The organism is Streptomyces sp. WAC07094 (assembly GCF_036320405.1).
In the GTDB taxonomy this organism is placed as follows: domain Bacteria; phylum Actinomycetota; class Actinomycetes; order Streptomycetales; family Streptomycetaceae; genus Streptomyces; species Streptomyces lannensis.
Genome location: NZ_JAVMJZ010000001.1, coordinates 7,412,248 through 7,433,550 on the forward strand (window position 1 = coordinate 7,412,248; position 21,303 = coordinate 7,433,550).

The 21,303-nt window shown below is 67.4% G+C and carries 16 protein-coding genes and 2 pseudogenes; 9 read left to right on the forward strand and 9 right to left on the reverse strand.

Annotated elements, in window-relative coordinates; genetic code table 11:
• Window positions 1–29: 29 nt before the first annotated feature.
• Together RCR19_RS33155 and RCR19_RS33160 are read left to right on the forward strand one after the other, a co-directional pair.
• Window positions 30–1,280: an MFS transporter gene (locus tag RCR19_RS33155; RefSeq protein WP_331268447.1), complete on the forward strand. Its 1,251-nt coding sequence runs from the start codon at window positions 30–32 to the stop codon at window positions 1,278–1,280.
• Window positions 1,246–2,412, forward strand: coding sequence for an epoxide hydrolase family protein (locus RCR19_RS33160; protein ID WP_331268448.1), 1,167 nt, complete (start codon window positions 1,246–1,248; stop codon window positions 2,410–2,412). Before RCR19_RS33155 ends, RCR19_RS33160 begins: the two co-directional genes overlap by 35 nt.
• A 126-nt stretch (window positions 2,413–2,538) precedes the next feature.
• On the opposite strand, the gene RCR19_RS33165 is transcribed toward RCR19_RS33160, so the two are convergent.
• Window positions 2,539–2,919: a helix-turn-helix domain-containing protein gene (locus RCR19_RS33165; protein WP_331268449.1), complete on the reverse strand. Its 381-nt coding sequence runs from the start codon at window positions 2,917–2,919 to the stop codon at window positions 2,539–2,541.
• 95 nt (window positions 2,920–3,014) lie between these two features.
• Here RCR19_RS33165 and RCR19_RS33170 point away from each other — a divergent pair.
• A pseudogene (locus RCR19_RS33170) lies at window positions 3,015–3,889 on the forward strand (NAD(P)-binding domain-containing protein).
• Window positions 3,890–3,968: 79 nt separating this feature from the next.
• Here RCR19_RS33170 and RCR19_RS33175 read toward each other — a convergent pair.
• Window positions 3,969–4,538 carry a TetR family transcriptional regulator gene (locus tag RCR19_RS33175; protein ID WP_331268450.1) on the reverse strand — a complete coding sequence of 190 codons (570 nt, stop codon included), beginning with the start codon at window positions 4,536–4,538 and terminating at the stop codon, window positions 3,969–3,971.
• 493 nt (window positions 4,539–5,031) lie between these two features.
• Window positions 5,032–7,503 carry a SpoIIE family protein phosphatase gene (locus RCR19_RS33180; protein WP_331268451.1) on the reverse strand — a complete coding sequence of 824 codons (2,472 nt, stop codon included), beginning with the start codon at window positions 7,501–7,503 and terminating at the stop codon, window positions 5,032–5,034.
• 1,205 nt (window positions 7,504–8,708) lie between these two features.
• Between RCR19_RS33180 and RCR19_RS33185 the strand changes: the two genes are divergently transcribed.
• The 4 genes and pseudogenes from RCR19_RS33185 (at window position 8,709) to RCR19_RS33200 (ending at window position 14,626) form a co-directional block, all read left to right on the forward strand.
• On the forward strand, window positions 8,709–9,854 hold the full coding sequence (locus RCR19_RS33185) for a PP2C family protein-serine/threonine phosphatase (protein ID WP_331268452.1): 1,146 nt from the start codon (window positions 8,709–8,711) through the stop codon (window positions 9,852–9,854).
• A gap of 42 nt (window positions 9,855–9,896) precedes the next feature.
• Window positions 9,897–10,126: pseudogene (locus RCR19_RS33190) on the forward strand (hypothetical protein); the annotation flags it as partial.
• A gap of 678 nt (window positions 10,127–10,804) precedes the next feature.
• Entirely contained in the window at window positions 10,805–13,534 is a 2,730-nt protein-coding gene (locus RCR19_RS33195; RefSeq protein WP_331268453.1) for a glycoside hydrolase family 95-like protein, read from the forward strand.
• A gap of 222 nt (window positions 13,535–13,756) precedes the next feature.
• Window positions 13,757–14,626 carry an alpha/beta hydrolase gene (locus RCR19_RS33200; protein ID WP_331268454.1) on the forward strand — a complete coding sequence of 290 codons (870 nt, stop codon included), beginning with the start codon at window positions 13,757–13,759 and terminating at the stop codon, window positions 14,624–14,626.
• A gap of 602 nt (window positions 14,627–15,228) precedes the next feature.
• On the opposite strand, the gene RCR19_RS33205 is transcribed toward RCR19_RS33200, so the two are convergent.
• The 5 genes from RCR19_RS33205 to RCR19_RS33225 all read right to left on the reverse strand — a co-directional run bounded on the left by RCR19_RS33205 (window position 15,229) and on the right by RCR19_RS33225 (window position 18,873).
• Window positions 15,229–15,612, reverse strand: a complete 384-nt coding sequence (locus RCR19_RS33205; RefSeq protein ID WP_331268455.1) for an MmcQ/YjbR family DNA-binding protein — start codon at window positions 15,610–15,612, stop codon at window positions 15,229–15,231.
• A 126-nt stretch (window positions 15,613–15,738) separates the two neighbouring features.
• Window positions 15,739–16,656, reverse strand: a complete 918-nt coding sequence (locus tag RCR19_RS33210) for an NADP-dependent oxidoreductase (protein ID WP_331268456.1) — start codon at window positions 16,654–16,656, stop codon at window positions 15,739–15,741.
• Between the two features lie 54 nt (window positions 16,657–16,710).
• Window positions 16,711–17,358: a nitroreductase family protein gene (locus RCR19_RS33215; protein ID WP_220295202.1), complete on the reverse strand. Its 648-nt coding sequence runs from the start codon at window positions 17,356–17,358 to the stop codon at window positions 16,711–16,713.
• A gap of 60 nt (window positions 17,359–17,418) precedes the next feature.
• On the reverse strand, window positions 17,419–18,243 hold the full coding sequence (locus RCR19_RS33220) for an isocitrate lyase/phosphoenolpyruvate mutase family protein (RefSeq protein ID WP_331268457.1): 825 nt from the start codon (window positions 18,241–18,243) through the stop codon (window positions 17,419–17,421).
• Window positions 18,244–18,324: 81 nt separating this feature from the next.
• Complete coding sequence (locus RCR19_RS33225; RefSeq protein ID WP_331268458.1) at window positions 18,325–18,873, reverse strand: carboxymuconolactone decarboxylase family protein; 549 nt, start codon at window positions 18,871–18,873, stop codon at window positions 18,325–18,327.
• Between the two features lie 124 nt (window positions 18,874–18,997).
• Between RCR19_RS33225 and RCR19_RS33230 the strand changes: the two genes are divergently transcribed.
• Window positions 18,998–19,732 (forward strand): TetR/AcrR family transcriptional regulator, encoded by a 735-nt coding sequence (locus RCR19_RS33230; RefSeq protein ID WP_331268459.1) that lies wholly within the window; start codon window positions 18,998–19,000, stop codon window positions 19,730–19,732.
• A 481-nt stretch (window positions 19,733–20,213) separates the two neighbouring features.
• Complete coding sequence (locus RCR19_RS33235) at window positions 20,214–20,387, forward strand: hypothetical protein (protein WP_331268460.1); 174 nt, start codon at window positions 20,214–20,216, stop codon at window positions 20,385–20,387.
• Between the two features lie 164 nt (window positions 20,388–20,551).
• On the opposite strand, the gene RCR19_RS33240 is transcribed toward RCR19_RS33235, so the two are convergent.
• On the reverse strand, window positions 20,552–21,298 hold the full coding sequence (locus tag RCR19_RS33240) for an SDR family oxidoreductase (protein ID WP_331268461.1): 747 nt from the start codon (window positions 21,296–21,298) through the stop codon (window positions 20,552–20,554).
• Window positions 21,299–21,303 lie beyond the last annotated feature (5 nt).

Below are 21,303 nucleotides of genomic sequence, written 5' to 3' on the forward strand. Positions count from 1 at the left end.
CCGACGGCCCGTGTTCACATGAGACCGCGATGGCCGTACGGTCGACGTATCTGGTCTTCGCCGCCCTGGGTCTGGCCGGCGCGACCTGGGTGTCCCGTTTGCCGCAGATCCGCGAGCGAATGGACCTGGACGCCGCATCGGTGGGCCTTCTTCTGCTGCTGATCGCGGTCGGCGGTGTGATGGTGCTGCCTCTGGCCGGAACCGTCGTCACACGTCGCGGGCCGCGGCGGACTGTCAGTGCGGTGGCCGTGCTCGTCGGCATCGGTCTCGGCGCGGTGGCGCTCGGCTTCGCCTTGTGGCCGCCGCTGCTCTTCACCGGGCTCTTCCTGCTGGGCACGGCCACGGGCTTCTGGGACGTCGCGGTGACCGTGCACGCCGCAGCCGTCGAACGGCGGCTCGGCCGGGTCCTCATGTCCCGTTTCTTCGCCGGGTTCAGTCTCGGCACGGTCACCGGTGCCTGTCTCGGCGCGCTCATGAGTGCCCTGCGCGTACCGGTCGGCCTCCACATCGGCGCGGTGGCCATCATCGTCACGCTACTTACGCCCTGGGCTGCTCGCTCCTTCCTCTCCGAGCCCGGCTCCACGGCACGGTCACCGAGGGTGAACATGCCGGGGGCGGTCCCGGGCGCGTGGCGGGAGCCCCGCATGGTGCTCATCGGTCTGGTCGCACTGGCCTTCGCGCTTGCGGAAGGCGCGGGGAGCAACTGGATCAGCCTCGCCGTCATCGACCGTCACCACACCACGGCAGCCGTCGGCACCCTCGCCTATGCCGCGTTCCTCACGGCGGTCACGCTGGGGCGCTGGCTCGGGCCGGTTATCGTCGACCGCCTCGGGCGGCCCGCCACGCTGCGCGCGGCGGCCTGTTCGGCCTCCCTCGGTGTCGTCCTGTTCGCGTGCGGCCCCGGCCTTTGGACCGGCTTCGCCGGAGCACTGCTATGGGGAGCGGGTTCGGCGCTCGGATTCCCCGTCGGCCTGAGCGCAGGTTCGGACGATCCCACCCGCGCCGCCGCGCGCGTCGGAGTGATCACCTCGATCGGGTACTGCGGCTTCGTCGGCGGCCCGCCGCTGATTGGATTCCTCGCCGAACGGACCGCCCTCGCACCGGCGTTGCTGGTGGTCGCGGCTCTCATGGCCTCCTCCGTCGCCCTGGCGGGCGCCGTCCGTGCCACCCCGCCGACCGCACACGAACAAGCGGCCGACACCGCATCCGCCGCGCCCGCACACTCAGCACACAGAGGAGAACGCCATGCCGACCGGTTCACCCGTGATCAAGGTCAGTGACGCCGAACTGGATGACCTGCGTACCCGGCTGCGCGCCACCAGGTGGCCCGCGCCCTGGCCGGTCGACGGCTGGGAGGCCGGCACCGACTCCACCGAGCTCGGTCGCCTCGTCACCTACTGGGCCTCCGGCTACGACTGGCGGACCCACGAGGCCGCCATCAACGCACTGCCGTCGCACTTCGCCGACCTCGACGGCACCCCCGTGCACTATCTCCGCTACGACGGCGAACACCCGGACGCCCTGCCCATCGTGCTCACCCATGGCTGGCCCAGCACCTTCCTGGAACTCACCAGCCTCGCCGAGCGACTGGCCACGCCTTCCCGGTACGGCGGGCGGACGGAGGACGCCTTCACCGTGATCGTCCCCTCACTGCCCGGCTTCGCCTTCTCACCCCAGCGGCCCACCCTCTCCGGAGCCGAACAGACCCACGAGCTCTGGCACCGGCTGATGCACGACCACCTCGCCTTTCGGCACTACGCGGCACACGGCGGAGACCTGGGCGCCGGCATCACCTCACGGCTCGCCGAAGCCCACCCCGAGGCAGTGGTGGGCATCCACCTGCTCGCCGCCGCGGCCCCGGCCGCCCACGACCCGGCCGGACTCACCCCCGAGGAGGACGCCTACCTCGCCTCCGTCGCCGCCTGGCAGGCACAGGAAGGCGGCTACATGCACCAGCAGAACACCCGCCCGCTCACCCTCGCCCCCGCGCTGACCGACTCACCCGCAGGCCTGCTGGCCTGGATCATGGAGAAGTACCGCGCATGGAGCGACTGCGGAGGCGACCTGTCCACGCGCTTCAGCGACGACTTCCTGCTCACCCAGACATCCCTCTACTGGTTCACGGGCACGATCTCCACCTCGTTCCGGCCCTACTACGAGTACGCGCAGCACCTGACGCGACGGGTGCACCGGGTGGACGTCCCCACCGCTCTGGCCCTGTTCCCCGCCGACCTGAGTCAACCACCACGAAGCTGGGCCGAGCGCACCTACAACCTCACGCGCTACACGCACATGCGCCACGGCGGACACTTCGCCGCCCACGAGGAACCCGGCCTGCTGGCGCACGACATCACCGAGTTCTTCCGCGACCACCGCTCACCACTGCCTCCCGTCCCGCGGCCTGCCACGTAACAGGCTGAGTCACGCAACGACGTCCCCCGACAGCACGGCGATCGGCCAGGTCCGCGCCTTGCCGAGGGGTGCATCATCAGCGACCGCCGGCGTACTCGTGAACTGCTCGGCGAAGTCGACGCCGAGTCACGCCGACGGACCCTGGCCAAGGGGCTCCTCGCCGGCTGCTCCACCGATCGGCCGCTCGCGTCCCCAAGTGGCCAGCGGCTGGAGTGCGACGTTGAGGCGCATGCCGTCCTCGGTCAGCGAGTACTCGACGCGGGGCGGTACCTCATCGTAGGAGACGCGGTGCACGATGCCGTCCGCTTCCATCTCACGTAGGTGAGAGGCAAGCACCTTCTCGGTGATGCCCGGAAGCAGTCGACGCAACTCGCCGAAGCGGCGGTGCGGGTGCTCGTGGAGCGCCCAGAGGATCAGCACTTTCCACTTGCCGCCGATCACCTCCATCGCAGTGTCGATCCCGCAGGCGTGTCCGTCTGGTGTGCCCGGCCGGTTCAGCGTCGTCATGCCCACCCCTCCGACGTGCTCGCTCACCCCGGGGTAACCACCCACTCCAAAGTAGGTACTTGATCGCCTCCGGGCTTGTGACCAGCCTAATCGGCATGGAACAGAACACCGTAGAGAAGACCTCCGTCACGCTGCTGGGCCTCGGTGCGATGGGCACCGCACTGGCCCGTACCTGGCTGGCCACCGGCCATCCGCTCACCGTCTGGAACCGCACCCCGGCCCGCGTCGCGGCGCTCGCCGCCGAGGGAGCGAGCGCCGCGGACAGCGCCGCCGAGGCGGTCGCAGCGAACACCCTGATCGTTGTTTGCCTGTTGGACGACGCCTCGGTCGACGAGGCGCTGGCCGGTACCGACCTGGCCGACAAGGACCTGGTCAACCTGACCACCAGCACCCCTGCCCAGGCCCGCGCCCGCGCCGAGTGGGCGCGCGAACGCGGCGCCCGCTACGCGGCATCATGGCTGTCCCTCCGATGATCGGCGTCCCGGAAGCCGGCGGCTACGTCTTCTACAGCGGCTCGCGGGAGCTGTTCGAGCGGCACAAAGAGACCCTGGGCATCCCGGCCGCCACTACCTACGTCGGCGAGGACGCGGGCTTCGCAGCCCTGCACGACGTGGCCCTGCTCAGCGCCATGTACGGGATGTTCGCCGGGACCGCGCACGCCTTCGCCCTGATCCGCAACGAGGACATCGACCCCGCGTCGCTCGCCCCACTGCTTGCCGACTGGCTCGTGGCGATGGCCCCGGCGGTTCACCAGACCGCCGACCATCTGCGGAGCGGCGACTTCACCACTGGTGTCGTATCCAATCTCGCCATGCAGGTGGCCGGCACGCCGACCTTCCTGAGCACCGCCGAGCAGCAGGGCGTCAGCCCGGAACTGCTCAGCCCCTACTTCGAGCTGATGCGCCGCCGCCTGACCGAGGACAACGGCGAGGAGGGCCTGACGGGCGTGATCGACCTGCTCGTGCAGTGACCGGCCACTTGCCCCGGAAGCCACCGCGTTTGCCGTCACTCCGGGTGTAGTGCCGGCGGCTCCTACGGGTGGCGGCTCCTCAGTTCCGCGGGGAGGCGCCAGTGCACGGTGGCGTCGCTGCGGTGAGCCCGATGGCCGAGGCTTTGAGGAGGCTGTCGAGCTTGGGCAGGAAGTCGAGTGCGGCATGGCCCCAGCGCGGCTCCTGCTCGTAGAGCGAGGCGAGGGTGGGAGTCGGATGGGACGCCTGCCACAGTCCAGCGGCCACCAGCACCGCCATCGCCAGCAGGCTCTCGAGTTGACTGCTCGTCATGTCCGTGGCGTGATCGAGTGTTCTCACGATCTCGTCATGGGCGGCAAAGGCATTGGCCTTGTACCGGCGGGCACGTTCGATGTCGACGTCGCCCTCAAGGTGCAACGAGGCATGAGTCAGCAGGTCGCAGAAGACCGGCAGGGACGCGAGGGTGGTACTGACCACTGCTGCGGTCTGCACGGGGTCAAGGCCGGTGCGGTCGCCGACGTCGGCCAGGACCGCGTCGCGCCACTGGCCCCAGCCGCGTTCGGCAAGTTCGAGCAGCAGTTCCTCCTTGCTGGAGTAGTACCGCCGAACCCCGGTGCGGTGGAGTCCGGCTCGCTCGGTGACCGCGGCCAAGGTGACGGGGGGGATGGCGGACCGACGCCCCCTGCTGCTTTGGCCTCAACAACGAACTGTCCGGCAAGACCGGATACCTGCTTGCGACCGATTACACCGCCCTGAGCCAGGTTGGCCAGCTTCAGCTGGGTACGGCGACGGGTACGGAGCGGGTCTTCGTCACTGACACGCACGAGAAGGGGACAGGCCGGCTGCTCAACGGCGCAGTGGACGATCTGACCCGCGGCGCTGTCCAGAACCTCAACTACGGCTACGACCGGGGCGGCAACGGCACGCCGATTTCCGACGCCTCCAACATCGGCGCTGGTGTTCATGGGCAGCATGAGTCGTCCCAACACATCAACGGTGACGCAGGAGTGGGGCCCACAGGTAGCCGAGGGAGGACGGCAGCTGATCTGTGGCAGGATTTTGGTGACTTCCTGCGTCAACAGGCCGAACAGGCCGGGATGTGTGCGGGCATCGCCCTGCCATGTTGGCGTGCCTGCATGTGGTTTCACGCGCTGGCTGGCAGTTGCTGGTCCACCCAAATGAGTTTGCCGTCCGGGATATGGCGGGTTCCCCATCGGCGGGACAGTTGAGTGACGAGAAAGAGGCCGCGGCCGTGTTCGTCGGCGCAGCGGGGGTGTCGCAGAAGCGGGTGGCAGTGACTGGCGTCGGAGACTTCGCAGGTCAGCATCTCGTGCCGGATGATGCGTAGGCCGATCGTGCGGTCGGTGTTGCTGTGGATGATGGCGTTGGTGAACAGTTCGCTGACGATCAGCTCTGTGGAGTCGGCCAGGTATTCCAGTCCCCACTGGGTCAGCTGCCTGGTTGCGAGAGTTCGGGCGCGGCTGACGACTGCGGGATCGCTGGGGAACTGCCAAGAGGCAACGTGGTCCGTGCTCAGCGAGCAGGTCTGTGCGAGGAGCAGAGTGACATCGTCGGTCGGCGGCTTGGCCCGCAGTGTGTTCACCGTGGACGAGCACAGATCGTCCAGTGTGAGGTGGGGCTGCGCGAGGGCCGCGCGCAATCGGTTCATGCCGGCGCTGATGTCCTGGTCGCGGGCCTCGATCAGACCGTCGGTGTAGAGGGCAAGCACGCTTCCTTCGGCGAGTTCCAAGGTTATGGACTCGAAGGGGACCAGTCCGAGGCCGAGCGGTGCTCCGGTGGGCAGGTCGGGGAAGGTGACGTGGCCGTGCGGGTCGATGACCGCGGGCGGTGGGTGTCCGGCCCGTGCCATGGTGCAGGTGCGGGTGATCGGGTCGTAGACGGCGTACAGGCATGTGGCGGCCATCGTGGTGCTGTCCGGGTGCCCGGGGTCGGCTTCCGTCTCGGTGAGGCAGATGACCTGCGCGTCGAGGCGGGACAGTACTTCGTCGGGAGGCATGTCCATGTCCGCGAGGGTGTGCATGGCGGTGCGGAGTTGGCCCATCTGCGCCGCCGCGTTGATGCCGTGTCCCACCACGTCGCCGATGACCAGGGCGACGCGGGCGCCGGAGAGGGGGATCACGTCGAACCAGTCACCCCCGATGCCGTGGTGGCTGTCGGTCGGCAGGTAGCGCCAGGCTACATCAGCGGCGGAGCCGCCGGTGGGGCGGTGGGGGTGCAGCAGGCGCTGCAGGGCGAGAGCCGCGCTGCGTTCGCGCACGTATTGGCGGGCGTTGTCCAGGGCCAGCGCTGCCCAGCTGACGAGTTCCTCGGCCAGGAGCAGGTCGTCCTCCTCGAACGGCCTGGGGTTCTTCGTCCGCATGAAGACCGCCACGCCCAGCACTGCGCCGCGGGCGTGGATCGGGACGACCATCAAGGAGTGCATGGCGTGCTCGCGGATCTTCTCCGCCAGCGCGCCGTAGTGGTCCAGCCATGTACCCGGGGTTGTGTCCAGTATCGGCTCGAAGTGGGATTTCCCGGAGCGCAGGACATCGGTGAAGGGCGAAGCGGACGGGACGAAGACCGGCTCTCCGCGAGCGAACAGGGACTCCGGTGTTCCCGGGTGGATCGAGGCCAGGCCCGCACGGCGGAAGAAGGGGATGTGTCCGTCGTGTGGGCAGAGATGGGCCAAGGGCTCCTCGCTGAGTGGGACGGACTCCGCCAGGTTGACGGTGGTGTAGTCCGCGAGGAACGGCACGGCGAGGTCGGCCAGTTCCTGCGCTGTCTGCATGACGTCCAACGTGGTGCCGATGCGCCTGCTGGCCTCGCCGAGGATTGCCAGACGCTCTCGCGCACGTCGGGTGTCGGTGACGTCCACGCTCACGGCGCACACGCCCAGCGCGCGACCCTGCGCGTCGTCGAGGCGGACGAAGGACGCCGTCAATATGCGGTTGCTTCGCATATTCACCGGCAGCAAGGCCTGGTAGTCCATGTTGATCACCGGGTCCCCGCTTGCCAGCACCTGGTGCATCACTGCCTCCAGGGTTTCGGCCTCCGTCCCGGGTGCCGCCTCCGTCAGCCTGCGGCCCAGCCGCTTGGGGAGAGGGATGCCGTCCTTGGAGCCTTGGGTGTCGTTCACCCGGATGCAGCGCAGGTGCGTGTCCCGTATGACGACACCGATCGGCAGGCAGCTCGGCAGCGGCAGCGTAGCGAGGAACGGCTCCGCCACTGTGGCCTCGGCCGGCCACGCGGGCAGCGAGGCCTTGTTGGTCGCCGAGACCACCCACCAGTCCCGGCCGTCCTGCCCGGACAGTGATGACACGCACAGGCGCACATCGATGCTGCGGCCGTCGTGGTGGCGGACGTGCGCGAGGTGGGACCAGCGGTCCCAGAGGGCGCTCCTTTGTGCGGCCTGTGAAGCCCTTACTCGGTCTTCCGCGGCCACCAGCAGGACGCCGGCGGACCGTCCCACCACCTCCGCGGCCGAGTAGCCCAGGAGCTGCTGAGCGGCCTGCGACCATCCGACGACCGTTCCCTGCGCGTCGAGGAGAGCTATAGCTGGGCTGAATGTCTCGAAAGCCGACTGAGCGGAGACGGCTGTCTCTGTGGAACTGCCCATTGCTTTTCCCTTTCTGTGTCCCCCGGTGATGCGGTCCTCAACTGCTCTGTTGTCGGGTGGATGGATAGCTCCAGGGCAGGTCGTGATCGACTACCAGGTACTGCAGGGCACAGCCCATTCGCACTGCCCGATGGTGGCTGCGGCGGTGGTCACGGCCCGTCAGACGTGCTCCGCGAGACCGATGTCGGGGCCGGGGTTGCGGCCAACGGGCCGTGGGCTGACGCTGAGGTCAGCCACACTGCGGCCCGGCGACGCTGCTTGCTCGGACCCCGCCTCACGCGTCAGTCGCCGACCGCTGAGAATGCGGTGCAGCCGGGCCCTTAGGGTCGCTCGCAGAATCGGAGTGAACCAGACAGACCCACAAATCGGTGGTCGGCTCAAGGAGGGTGCGGGGGCGAGCGCGGCGTAGCCGGCCGACGGGCATGAGCCACAGGGAGACCGTCAGGCGTGTCCAGGCGGCTTATGGCCTGCCTCCCGGGCAAGCTTCGCCCGGTCCAGACGGGGCGTGCGCTCGGGTAGGCGTTCCAGGCTTACGTGCGCTTTGTTCGTGTTCATGCTTGCAAGCTACTGACCCGTTTGTGCCGAAATGTGGTCCATTTCCATAACAGATTCCCAGACCAATTCTGCGGGCACGGCAAGATCGCGATCTAGGGAGCTGGAGTACTCACCCACTCCCGATCATGGCTACCCGAGCATGCGACGCGGCGCTCCGGCTTCGCGGTGCGTTGGTCCAACTGGCGGCACTCGGTGCCCCGCGTGACCGTTCGGCGCCAAGTGGTCTGCTCTTCCGCTCGGAAATTGGTCCCCACACCTGGACAGTGACGCGCATACGGTCCCGTTATGACTGCCGCGGCGCCCACCGGGAGTGAACATCGGTGACTTCCCCTCTTTCCCCAGTCCTGACCTTGATTTCGGGGGGACGCGATCAGTACACCCCCCACTTCGCTGATCACCGCGGGCGACGGCGCCAGCCTCCTGCGTCGGCCTCACCCCGACCACGAAGTCGTCCGGAACGTCGATCCAGGGCGAGCACTTACGTAAAGCGGGCGCCGATGCGGTGGCGGCCAGGCTGTGGGGCCCTGGGTCTGCGTCTTCACTCGGACCCGGCATTTGTCGTAGTAGGTGCAGGGGCAGGACCTCGGCAGGAGGGATGACTGGTGCGTGGTCAGGCGTTGCTGCGAGGGGGACGAGTACGGGAGCACATTGTGAGCGCTGTGATCGGCATCAGATCGGTGGCCGAGGGTCTTAAAGCGTGGCTTCGGGCCGCGCCGCATCCTATGTGGCTGCTCGGCCCGCTGGCAGTGATCGTTGCGGTCCCGGTGGCCGACGGTTTCCTGCCGCCGGACATCCACCTTGCGCACGTGCTGGACGTCGCCGTGGCAGTGGTCGCACTCGGCGCCGGTCCACGCCTCACCGCACTCATCGGCTCACTCAGCGTGCTCGCCCTGATCATGGCAGGTGCGGAGCGTCGCATTCTGGGCACAGAGAGCGTCGTCGTCGAACTCGGCACCCTCGTTGCACTATGCGCTTTCCTCGTGTTCTTCACGCACCTGCGGGACCGGGGCCGGCAGAAGCTCGTACAGGTCCGCTCCATCTCCGACGCGACACAGCGGGTCGTACTGCGCCCCCTGCCCGAGCGGGCCGGCCCGGTCGAGCTCGCCTCGCGGTACCGCGGCGCGGAGGCCGATGCGTGCATCGGCGGTGACCTGTACGCGGTGGCCCGCATCTCCGGTTCCACCCGGCTGCTCATCGGGGACGTCCGCGGCAAGGGCCTGGCCTCGATCAGTGACACCGCAGTCGTGCTGGGTGCCTTCCGAGCCGCGTCCCACCGCCAGATCCCTTTGCCTCAACTGGTCGGCCACATGGAAGATGCCATCCGCTGGGGCCTCGCGGAATTCTCCAGGTCCGAGGACGACGCCGCTGAACGATTCGTCACTGCCGCCATCGTGGATATCCCGGACAACGAGCCGGTCGTGCACCTGGTCAGTTGTGGGCACCCTCCGCCCCTCCTGCTGCACCGGGACACCCGCGCCGCGACCGCGCTCGTGGTGCCCGAGCCGGCGCCGCCCCTCGGCCTCGGCGCAATCTCCGGCAGCCTGTATCTCCCGGCCACCTTCCCGTTCGGCGAAGGCGATCGGCTGATGCTGTACACCGACGGTGTCAGCGAAGCCCGCGACCGAAGCGGCGTCTTCTACCCGCTGACCGAGCGGGTCACCAGATGGGCCGATCAGGAACCCGAAACGCTGCTCCACAGAGTCGTCACCGACCTGCAGGAGTACACCGATGGCCACCTGGACGACGACATGGCCATCGTCGTCGCCCGACGGGACGGCAAGGCCGCAGTCGCTTAGCTGCTCGTTTCGGAATGAGTTGAGCTGCATGAATTGTGTTTCATGATCTTGGTCGGCAGGGTGTCCGGCGTGCTTGCTGAGCTTGTTTCTGACGACCTGTGGAAGCGGGTGACCCCGTCGCTGTCGCCTGCTCCCGAACCGAACGGCGCCGTCGCCATCCGGGGCGGCTGTGTGCTCCCGCCCGAGTGGCACTCGCCGGTGTGATGTATGCACCGCGGACCGGGGTCGCATCGCGTGCTGTCCCCGCGGAGAAGGTGGGCTGCTCCGGGGTGCTGACGCTCGGGAAGGCAGGGCCCTGCATCATGTCGTTCACCTGCTCGGGCTGGGCGACGCCGCTGCGGCAGACGCTGCACGCGAAGTGGAGCTGCGGCCGGAGCGCCGGCTGAAGGTGATGTTCCCCGATCAGGGCATCCTGTTGAAGTCTGTTCGGTACGACTGATTCATGCGCGAGCGTTCCGGCGCTTACGGCCCGGCGTTCACGGCGCTACGCACGGGTACCCGTGTTCCGCGGGATTTTCGGGGCGCAGGACTTCCATGCGCCGGTGGGCGTGCCACTGCGGCAGGTCGCGCAGTGCCTGGTCGGCCGCGTCACGTACCGCAGGGGGCCAGGAGCTTTTGCGCTGAGTGTTGACCGATCAAGACATCCGACGTTTACTCTTCTTTGACGCGACCATGCCGATATCGTGGTGTACCCGCACGCCGTACCTCCGCTTGCCGTAGGCACTTCGAGAACGACTGATCTCATGTGCCTTGTTCTGGTCGTTCTTTTCCATGTCCCGATCGGCGCAGTGCTTCTCCGTGCCCTCGTACGGTACTGGGAAGCGAGTCCGTCGAAGAAGCAGTCCGGCCGAGTCATCGGATTAATCAAGCCCGATGTCGATCGGCCATGTTCAGACCCCGCGCTGTCCGGCACCGGTCGTCACCCCCATGACCAGCAGGGAGGGCATTCGATGAGACTGCGCAGACTTGTGCGAGGCGCGCTCGCAGCCGTCTGCATCATGACCGCCACCGCCGTCGGCCTCACGGCTCCGGCCACGGCGGCACCGACGGACGCCGCGTTCGACTCCGCCACCGGGGCTCTGAACGTGGATCGCGCCGCCTACCTGTCCAAACACGACCTCGTCTACAACCGGCCCACCACCAACCCGCTGCACGGGCTGACGGTCGGCAACGGCCGTACAGGAGCGATGGCCTGGCAGGCCAACGGGCTGACCATGCAGGTGTCCGGCGTGGACAGTTCGCAGCAGACCGCGTTCGGCGCAGGACTGCTCAACCTGTCCACCACCCCGCAACTGGAGAGCGGCTACAGCACCTATCAACAACGTTTGTCGCTCTACGACGGCACCCTGACCACCAAGTACGACGCCAACCGCACGGTGACGGTGATGGGCGTGCCGAACTCCGAGGTGATGGGCGTGCACGTCGAGGACTCGCGCTCCGGGGTCTCCGCGGTCAACCTCGACCTGAGCCTGTGGGACACCTCCCAACTGGGCAACAGCGGTGACGTGCCCAACCTCGACACCTGGAAGACGGTCTCGACGTACGCCGACTCCACAGGCGCCGGACTCAGCCGTGGCCAGTCCGACCCGCAGAACTTCGGGTACACCCTGGCAGCCACGGTCGAGGGAGCGGCCTACAGCGCTCGCGTCGTCGACGGCCGAACCGTCCGGCTGTCGATCACCCCTTCACGCAGCTACACCATCTGGTTCACCGCCAGCAGTCGGCTCAACGCGCCCTCCCACGACTCGGTGACCGAGGCGAAGCGCGCTCTGGCATCGGCCAAGAGCCGCGGCTACAGCGCGAACCTCAACGACTTCCGGTCCTGGTGGCACGATTTCTGGGGCAAGTCGTTCGTGCAGTACTCAGGGCTGTCCGGGGACGCGGACTACCTGGAGAACGTCTACTACCTGAGTACATACATGATCGCCGCCGGCGGATACGGAACCAATCCATTCCACTTCATCAACGGCGTTTTCCGGGCCACACGTGACCAGACCAAGTGGAGCAACGCCTATTGGTTCTGGAACCAACGTGACATCTACAACTCCTTCCTCGCCTCCAACCACGTCGACCTGCTGGCCGGCTTCAACCGCCTCTACAGTCGCAACTCGACGGCGCTGAAGTCGTACACCCGCACCCGCTACAACGTCGACGGGCTGTGGGTGCCGGAGACCATGGGCTGGGACGGCAACGCCCGGGGCACCGTCAACAGCGACTTCACCAACAACATCTGGTCGACGGGCACCGAGGCCGCGTACAACATGTACCTCCAGTACGCCTACACCAACGACTCCGCCTACCTGCGGAACACCGCCTACCCCTTCATGCGGGACGTGGTGAAGTTCTACGCCGCGAAGCTGTCCTACGACTCCGCGTCCGGCAAGTACTTCGTGGCCAGTTCGAACGCGCACGAGACGTACTGGAACGTACCGAACGCCATCACCGACCTCGCGGCGGTGCGCACCCTGTTCCCCCTCACGATCCGCGCTTCCGAGTCCCTGGGACTGGACGCCGAACTGGGACCGCAGTGGCAGCGGATCGTGGACAACCTGATCGCCTATCCGTCCACGGCAGACGTCTATCTGCCACACATCCCACCGCTCGCGCAGACCCGCAACGGGGAGAACGTGGCGGCCGAGATCATCTGGCCCTACGACCGGACCGGCATCGGCTATCCGGACCAGCAGAAGGCCGTGAACACCTTCAACGCACGCCCCTTCCCGTATGGCAACGTGTGGGCCAACGACGCGGTACAGGCAGCCCGGTTGGGACTGGGCGACCAGGCCTACCAGGGCATGAAGACAATGCTCCGCAAGTACCAGACCTATCCCAACGGCATGACGGACAACACCAACGGCGTCTTCGAATACCTCGGAGTGCACCTCGCTGCTCTCAACGAGTCGCTGCTCCAGTCCTACAACGACAAGATCCGCGTCTTCCCCGCGGTACCGAGCGACTCCTCGTTCGTAGGACGGTTCACCCTGCTGGCCAAGGGCGGCTTCACGGTCAGTTCGGAGCGTGAGACCGGCGAGGTGAAGTACGTCGGCATCAAGAGTCTGTACGGCAACGCAACGCGGGTCGTGAACCCCTGGGGAAGTCAGCAGTTGAGGGTCCGCGACGTCTCCAGCGGCACCACCGTACTCACCACGAGCGCCGCCGAGTTCGACCTCCCGACGTCCGCCGGAAAGGTGTACGTGGTGGAACGCACGGCCAAGCCGTTGTCCACCTACGGTTCCGTACGGCTGACCGGATCCGCGAACGAGGGCGAGAAGACCCTGAGCGGTACCACCTCCACGCTGGGCATGGCCCGGACCCCCAACCCCATGGTGAACAACACGCAGTTGACCTACGACAGCAACTGGCACGCCACCAGCGGGCGCGGATACGGCGACTACAACGACGACACCCATCACAGTACGACGCTGAACGCCGTGGCCCAGTACACCTTCACCGGAACAGGAGTTGCCTACATCTCCGAACGCAACGGCGACATGGGAACGGTCGACGTATATCTCGACAACGTCTTCCAGGCGACCGTGGACCTACGGGTGTCCGGTGCGAGACAGGTGCAGCAGACCGTATGGCAGCGCACCGGGCTGACCCAGGGCACGCACACCATCCGCATCGTCAACCGAAGTACCTCGGTAGGGATGGTGGACGCTCTGCGCATCAATCCGTAGGGCCTCCGAGGACCGAGAGACGGTCATGTCAGCGTTCGGCTTCCGTGGCCCGGCCGATATCCGGCCGGGCCCATGGAACCGCAAGGCTCTCACGTCATGAGGCCCTCCGCCCCTCCCCGGGCGAATGGGAAGACGGGCATCTTCGGACGGTGTGGGCCTTCCGCGGCTCACCGTGGGGACAGGGTCCGATGAGTTTTGGACGGGGAAGGGGTCTACACCGTCGTGACTACTCATCTGCTCAAGACTCCCGAGGTTGACCTCGCCTACGACGTCCACGGCCCGTTGCCGGCCGCCGATGGACACCCACCGCTGGTCATGATCGGCCAGCCGATGGATGCCGGTGGCTTCAGCACGCTGGCGTCGTACTTCCCCGACCGCACGGTGGTGACCTACGACCCGCGTGGCCTTGGCCGTAGCGCCCGCAAGGACGGCCGGGTCGACCATGCGCCCGGGATCCAGGCTGCCGACGTGCACGCCGTCATCCAGGCGCTGGGCGCGGGCCCGGTCGAGATGTTCGCGAGCAGCGGCGGCGCGGTGACCGCGTTCGCCCTTGTGGCGGCATACCCCGACGACGTGACCACTCTGGTGGCGCACGAGCCGCCGATCATTCCGGTGCTCCCCGACGCCCGGGCTGCCGAGGACGCTCGGGCCGGCGTCCGGGACGCGTACGAGCGCGGGGGCTGGGGTGCCGGTATGGCGACCTTCATCGTGATGACGTCGTGGCGGGGCGAATTCACCGACGACTACTTCGCCCAGCCTGCGCCGGATCCCGCCGCGTTCGGCATGCCCACCGACGATGACGGCTCCCGGGTCGACCCGCTGCTCTCCGACCGGTCGTGGGCGGTCAGCAGTTACCGGCCCGACATCGATGCTCTTGGCGCGGCGCGGACGCGGGTCATTGTCGCAGTGGGCGAGGAGTCCCGGGACACCTTCACCGGACGCACGTCGGTGGCGACGGCCGAACTGCTCGGCCAGGAGGCGACGGTGTTTCCGAGCCACCACGGCGGCTTCCTCGGCGGCGAGTCCGGCTATGCCGGGCAGCCCGAGGCCTTCGCGCACAAGCTGCGCGAGGTCCTCGACGATGCGCGCTGACGGTGGCCCTGCGCGGTTATGACGGGCGTGTCGGGCACGGGGTGCTCCTTGTCGGTGGCGGGGAGGGGCAGGACCAGGGCGGTGTAGACCTCGTGCTCTGCGGCGGCGACCCCATGGCACGGGCTGACGGCGTGTGGGAGGCCGACCGTGTCCATGGGGTACAGTCACCCGCTTTGCACGGTCCAGTCGCACACACGGGGTGGGGGCTCGGCTGCCGTGGTGACTGCCGGACCGCCGACCGGTCCAGGGCGGCAGGTCTGTCGGTGGTGAGGGTGATCGGGCTGTCGGGAGGGGTGGCGGCCTGGGCGCTTCGCCCCGGGGTGACCGGGTCGTCACGTGCTGGGTGGCGAGGCTTTGGTTGGTGGACCCGGGGCGGATCTGTGGGTATCGGTGTTGCGGCAGCGGCCCGTACCCCGGTTCTGTCGTCAGGGTGACGGATGCGTTTGTCCGGATCGTCCGTGACGTTCAGGAGGGTCTTGCCCGCCGCCTTGTGGAGGTCCGGCTGCTCGGTGGACGGGCGTCCGCGGCTGACTCCGGGCAGCGCCGGTGTCGTGTTGCGCGCTGTGTCCCGGAGTTTCTCGCCGTGATGGGCATGACGAAGGTCAGGCGTGGCGGCCGTAGGTGCGTGGATCCACGGGCTGCTTGGACTTGGGAAGGCCGCCGACCACGAGTCGGTAGGAGTCGGTGACGAGTTCCTTCACGAGGTTCTCGTTGATGGTGTCTCCGCCTTCCACGCTGATCCAGTGTGTTTTGTTCATGTGGTAGCCGGGAGTGATGCCTGTGTATTGCTCGCGCAGGGCCGCGGCGTCGTCGGGATCGGCCTTCAGGATGACGACGGGGCGTCCCGGCATGTCGGTCATGAGCATGTAGACCTTGCCCTGCACCTTGTAGAGGTCCCAGTTGGGGCCGGAACGGTGCTCGTGGTCGGTGCCGGGCAGGTCCGTGGTGAAGGCGTCTGCGATCTTCTGCAGTTCTTGCCCGTTCATGGTGATCAACTCCTGTGTCGATCCGGGTGTTTGGTGTGTGTGGCGGTTTGGGTGCTTGTGCCGGCCGATGGCCGTGGCGTGGATCGGGCCTGTGGCTGGCCGGTGCGGGCTGTGGCCGTCCGCCGCCTACGGGAGTACGCGGATGACGGTCTTCCCGCGGCGTCGCGTGGTCGGGTTGAGGGCAGCGATCGCATCGTCGACGCTCGCGATGTCACCGATGTTTGTCTGCAGCCGTCCGTCCCGCACTCGCTGCACGATCTCACCGAGTTCGGCGCGATCGGCTTCGACGACGAAGTCCACTGCCAGGCCGTGAGTGGGCCGTGCTTCGACCGGGCCGACGACGGACACCAGTGTTCCTCCGGGCTTGATCAGGGCGGCGGACTGCTCTTGGATGTCGCCGCCGATGACATCGAAGACCAGGTCGACGCTCCCGATGTCTTTGAGGGTGTCGTTCTCGAGGTCGACGAACTCGTGGGCGCCGAAGTCGAGTGCCTTCTCGCGGTCGGCGGCGCGTCCGGTGCCGATGACGTAGGCGCCCGCCTCACGTGCGAGTTGGGTCACCATCGTTCCGACTGCCCCGGCTGCGCCATGGGCGAGGACGGTCTGGCCGGCCTGGAGGCGGCCGTGCTGGAACAGCCCCTGCCACGCGGTCAGGCCGGAGATGGGCAGGGACGCGCCTACCGTGAAGTCGACGTCGCCGGGCAGCGGTGCGAGGTTGCGTGCTTCGATCGCCACGTACTGGGCGAGGGTGCCGTCGCGGTGCCAGTCGGCGAGGCCGAACACCCGCTGCCCGACCGACAGCCCCGTCGTGCCGTAGCCGAGGGCGGTGACCACTCCGGCCAGCTCGTGGCCGGGGATCGACGGTGTCCTGTCACGGCCGGCGCGATCGGCCCAGGTCGATGGCCACTCCATCTCGGTCGGGACGAAGCCCGATGCGTGAATCCGAACGATGACGTCGTTGATCGCCGCGATTGGCTCGGGCCGCTCCGTCAGTGTCATTCCGGCTGTTCCCGCGGCCTGGTCGGTGACCACAATGGCTTTCATCGAAATCGTCCCTTTCTCGTATGTGTGGTGCGTTTTTGGCTTCCGGCTGGGTTTTCAGATGAAGGTGAAGAGCTGGTCGGTGTCGAAGCGGGAGATGGGGGTGGTGTACACCTTCTGCGGGTCGGGGTAGCCGAGGGCCAGCAGCACCGTCGTGGTGTGTCCGCTCTCGCGGATCTTGAAGGCCTTGTCGACACTGGTCGGGTCGAACCCCTCCAGCGGCGTGGCATCGACGCCGAGCTCGGCGGCCGCCATCATCGTCAGACCCACCGCCATGTAGGTCTGCTTCTCCATCCAGTGGTTCAGGTCCTTGTAGCCGTAGTTGCGCAGGTTGAGGAAGTCCCGGGTCATCGATTCCCACAGCTGCTGCTTCGACGGGTCAGGGAACCGGCCGTCGGCCCTCTCCTTTGCGAACACCGCCTCGAGGTGGCTGTCGGGCAGATCCGCCCGGGTGGTGAGGATGATGGTGTGCGACGCGTTCAGGATCTTCTCGGCGTTGTCCTGGAACCGTTCGCCCAGGTTGTTGGCGAGGTGTTCCTTGCCTTCGGGCGTGGCGAGGACGTAGAAGTGGTTGGGCTGTACGTTCACCGATGACGGCGTGGAGCGCAGGAACCGCAGCAGCTGCTGCAGGGTGTCCTCCGGAATGGTCTTGCTGGGGTCGAAATACCTGGTGAGGTGCTTGCTCATGAGCTTGTCGAGGTTCATGTCGATCTGCTTCCTTCTTGCGATGAGTGGGTGGGGAGCGGTGGTGCGCAGGGCTTGGAACTAGTTCGTGCCGCGGGCGAGTAGCTCGCCGATGCGGTCGAAGCCGATTCCTGTCGTCGCGGTGGTGAGGTCACCCGCGACGAGGGCCTGGGTGGCCTGGTGGAGTGCCTGCATGGCGTGGGTGTAGAGCGCTGGACCCAGGCTGATGCGCTTGACCCCGGTCTTTTGCAGTTCGGCGACGGTCAGCACCTTGTCCGCCGGCGAGATGAGGACGTTGACCGGTGTCGGTGCGACGGCGGTGACGATCGCGCGGAGTGCGTCGAGGTCGGGTGGGTAGGGGGCGTAGAGCACATCCGCGCCGACCTCGGCGAAGGCCGTCAGACGCCGGATGGTGTCGTCGAGATCGGGCCGCCCCTGGATGAAGTTGTCGGTGCGGCCGGTGACGACGATGCGTCCCTTGGCCGCGTTGACGGCGCTGCGCATGCGGTTGACGGCGTCGTCGAAGTCGCGGATCGGCCGATCGGGATTGCCCGAGGTGTCCTCGATCCCGATACCGGCCAGGCCGGACGCCACGGCGGCTTCCACGGTGGCCGCGACGTCTTCCGGCGTGTCGCCGTAGCCGTCCTCGAAGTCTCCGTTGACCGGCAGCCCGGTGAGCCGGCCGAGCAGCCGCGCATGCTCGAGGTGCTCACCACGGGTGACGTTGTGACGTCCGTCCAACCGGCCGAGCGTGGCAGCGAGCGCCGCCGACGATGTCGCGATCGCCTCGAAGCCGGCATCGGCCAGCATCAGCGCCGAGAGGCCGTCCCATGCGTTCGGCATGACGAAACCACCGTCGCGGGTGTGCAGCGCCATGAATTTTTCATAGAGGTCGGAGCCTGCCATATCGAACCTTTCCCGAGTAATCGTTACAGATAGTGACGGATCGAGCGGTTAGGTGCGCCACCTCGACGAAGACGTCGGCGCTTATCCCGGCAAACCGGCCGGGCTGACGGCGGGGATGTCGATGTCGGTCCGGTTGACGTTGTTGATGAAGTTGGTCAGCAGGATCTGCACCGTCACCGTGACAATCGCCAGGATCTGCGGGTCGGTGTAACCGGCGCCTCGCACAGCCGCCAGGTCGGCATCGCTCACCTGACCGCGGCTGGCCACCACCTGCTGGGCGAAACGGGCGACCGCGGCGCGCTGGGGATCGATCGAGCTCCCGGCCCGGGCCAAGTCGATGTCATCGCTCGACATGCCACCGAGTTCGGACGACACGTACGTGTGCACCGCCAGGCAGTAGTCGCAGCCGTTGGCCTGCGACACGGCGAGCGCGATGGTGTGCCGCGTCTTCGCGTCCAGAACCCGGCTCAAGGTGCCCTGCAGTGTCATGACGACGTCGAGGACGGTCGGGTTCGACGCGAGAGTCATGAACATGTTCGGGACGAAGCCGAACTGTGCGCCGATGTTGTCGAGGATGCCCTGCGTCGTCTCGGGGACGCCGTCGGGAGAGGGTGCGTTCAGTCGTGACATGGCAGATCAGCCTCCGGTGAGTGGATGTCGGGTTACGTTCGAGATTTTGGGCTGTTCGGCCCAGTCCTGAGTGAACACTGCCCGCTATTGGGCTGTCAAGCCCAATCGAGGTATCCTCGGAACCATGACAGCGACCACGGGAGCCCGGGACGCCCACAAGCTCACCGGCAAGGGGCAGGCGACGCGGGCGCGCATCCTGGAGCACGCCGCGCAGCTCATCTACGCCAAAGGCGTCCACGCGACGAACAACGAACAGCTCCGCCGCGCCGCCGGCGTCAGCGGATCCCAGCTCAACCACTACTTCCCGACCAAGGAGAGCCTCGTCCTGGCCGTGATCGCCTGGCAGGCCGAGAGCGTCCTCACGTTCCACCGCAGCGAGCAATTCGCCCGCTTCGAGAGCCTCGATGCGTTCCGGGCATGGGCGGACTTCTACATCGGATACGAGCACGCCTACCAGGAAGGCTGCAGCCTCGGCTCCCTGGCGAGCGAGATCATCAAGACGGACCTCGACGTCCACGACGAGCTTGCAAGCGCGTTCGACCAGTGGAGGGACACCTTCCGCGAGGGAATCGAGCGCATGCAGCAACACGGCCGCATCAGCGCCGAGGCAGACCCGGCCCGGCTGGCGACTCTGCTCCTTGCCGCCTTCCAGGGCGGCACGCTCCTCGCCCAGGTCGCACGGAACATCGGTCCACTGAAAGATGCGCTGCAGACGGCCATCGACTACGTGCAGACCTTCGCGACGTCTCCCGACGCCGGCGTCACTGCACCGGAGGTCGGCAGTGGCGTGCACGAGGCCGGAGGGCGTCTCGATGGTGCGGACGCCAGCGGTGGGCAGGGGCGACTCCTCGCGCGGTAGGACAGACGGCGGGGTCGCGGTGCCGACCAGGACTGGGTCCGCCCCGGCAGGGGGGACGGTGTCGCCTCGTTACTCCTGCGGCTGCCTGTGGCGGCAGAGGTCACGCCGGTCGGTTAGGGAGGTCTCCTGCCGCACAAGCACTTCCTGTGCCAGACCGACGAGCGTGGCGCAAAAGCCACCGTGTCCCGCGTCTCCGGATGGACGCGTGAGCACCTGCAACGGTTGGTGAAGAGCGCCGGGGAGTAGACCACATGACGCATCGCCCCTACCGGAACGCCGACCGCGCCCTGCACCGACTCAGCCGCAGCGACGATGAGACCAGACCGCGTGCCGAGCCCAGGCCGATGACACGGTTTGAGCAGCGCCTCGCCGGGCAGACGGCGGCGATGACGCAGGCAGCGCAACTTGGCGGCTCCACGCCGGCAGTCCGATTGCGGACCGTATTCAAGCCGCTTACGACAGTCAGCGATGAGAGGACCACATGAGCCATCAGCCCGGCGAACCTGAGCCGGAGCCGATCATCGTCGAGCTCCACGTGGACGCGATCCGTCTCCCGCGTGCCCTGCAGAGCGGGCACTCGCGCCTGTTCTTCATGACGCATCCGGACCTCAACGGCCGTGGCTGGGGGCGCCCGGACGAGGAGCCCACGACGTGAGCAACGTCGGCGAACTGCTGCCGCTCAACCGCGACGTTGCCAGGACCCAGGCTCAGCCGAACGCCCCGAACGCCCCGAACGCCCCGAACGCCCCGAACGCCCCGAACGGTCTTGGGCGTTCTGGGGGCATAGGGCAGCCTGAGCGGCGCAGGCAGGCATTGGGCCTAGAGCTGCGAAGCCCCTCCGTCAACAGGGAACTCTGTTCCCGTCGAGAAGGTCGCACCGAACGCCAAGTACGCGACCGCGGCGGCCACTTCCTCGGGTGTCCCCAGCCGCTGCATCGGGTTGGTGCTCCGGTAGGTGTCCTTCATCGCCTCGACGACGTCGGCGGACAGCAAGGAGCGGTCCAGGATGCCCGAGTCGACAGGGCCGGGGCTCACGGCATTGACGCGCACCTTGCGCGGAAGCAGCTCGCGGGCCAGGGTGCGCGTCATCGACCGCAGGGCTGCTTTGCTCGCCGAGTAGACACTGAGCGCGTCGAGGCCCAGGACGTTCACCACCGACGTGGTGAGGACCACGGCGCTTCCCTCGCGCAACAGCGGTGCCAATGCCTGCACTGTGAAGTACGGGCCCTTGGCGTTGATGCCGAACAGCTCGTCGTACATCTCCTCCGTCGTCGAGTCGAACGGCGCGGACGCCGTGACGCCGGCGTTGACGAACAGCGCGTCCACCGCGCCGAACCGCTCCTGGACCGTGCCAGCCAGCGCCTTGATGTCTTTCAGGGACGCGACGTCGCTAGGGACGGCAATCGCCTTGTTCCCCAACTGCTCCAACGCGGCGTCCAGGGTGGATCGGGTGCGGCCGGTGATCAGTACGTGCGCCCCGCCGTCCGCGAACAACCGGGCCGTAGCCAGGCCAATACCGCTGCTTCCGCCCGTGATCACGATCTTCTTGCCGTCATAAGTGGTCATGCCCT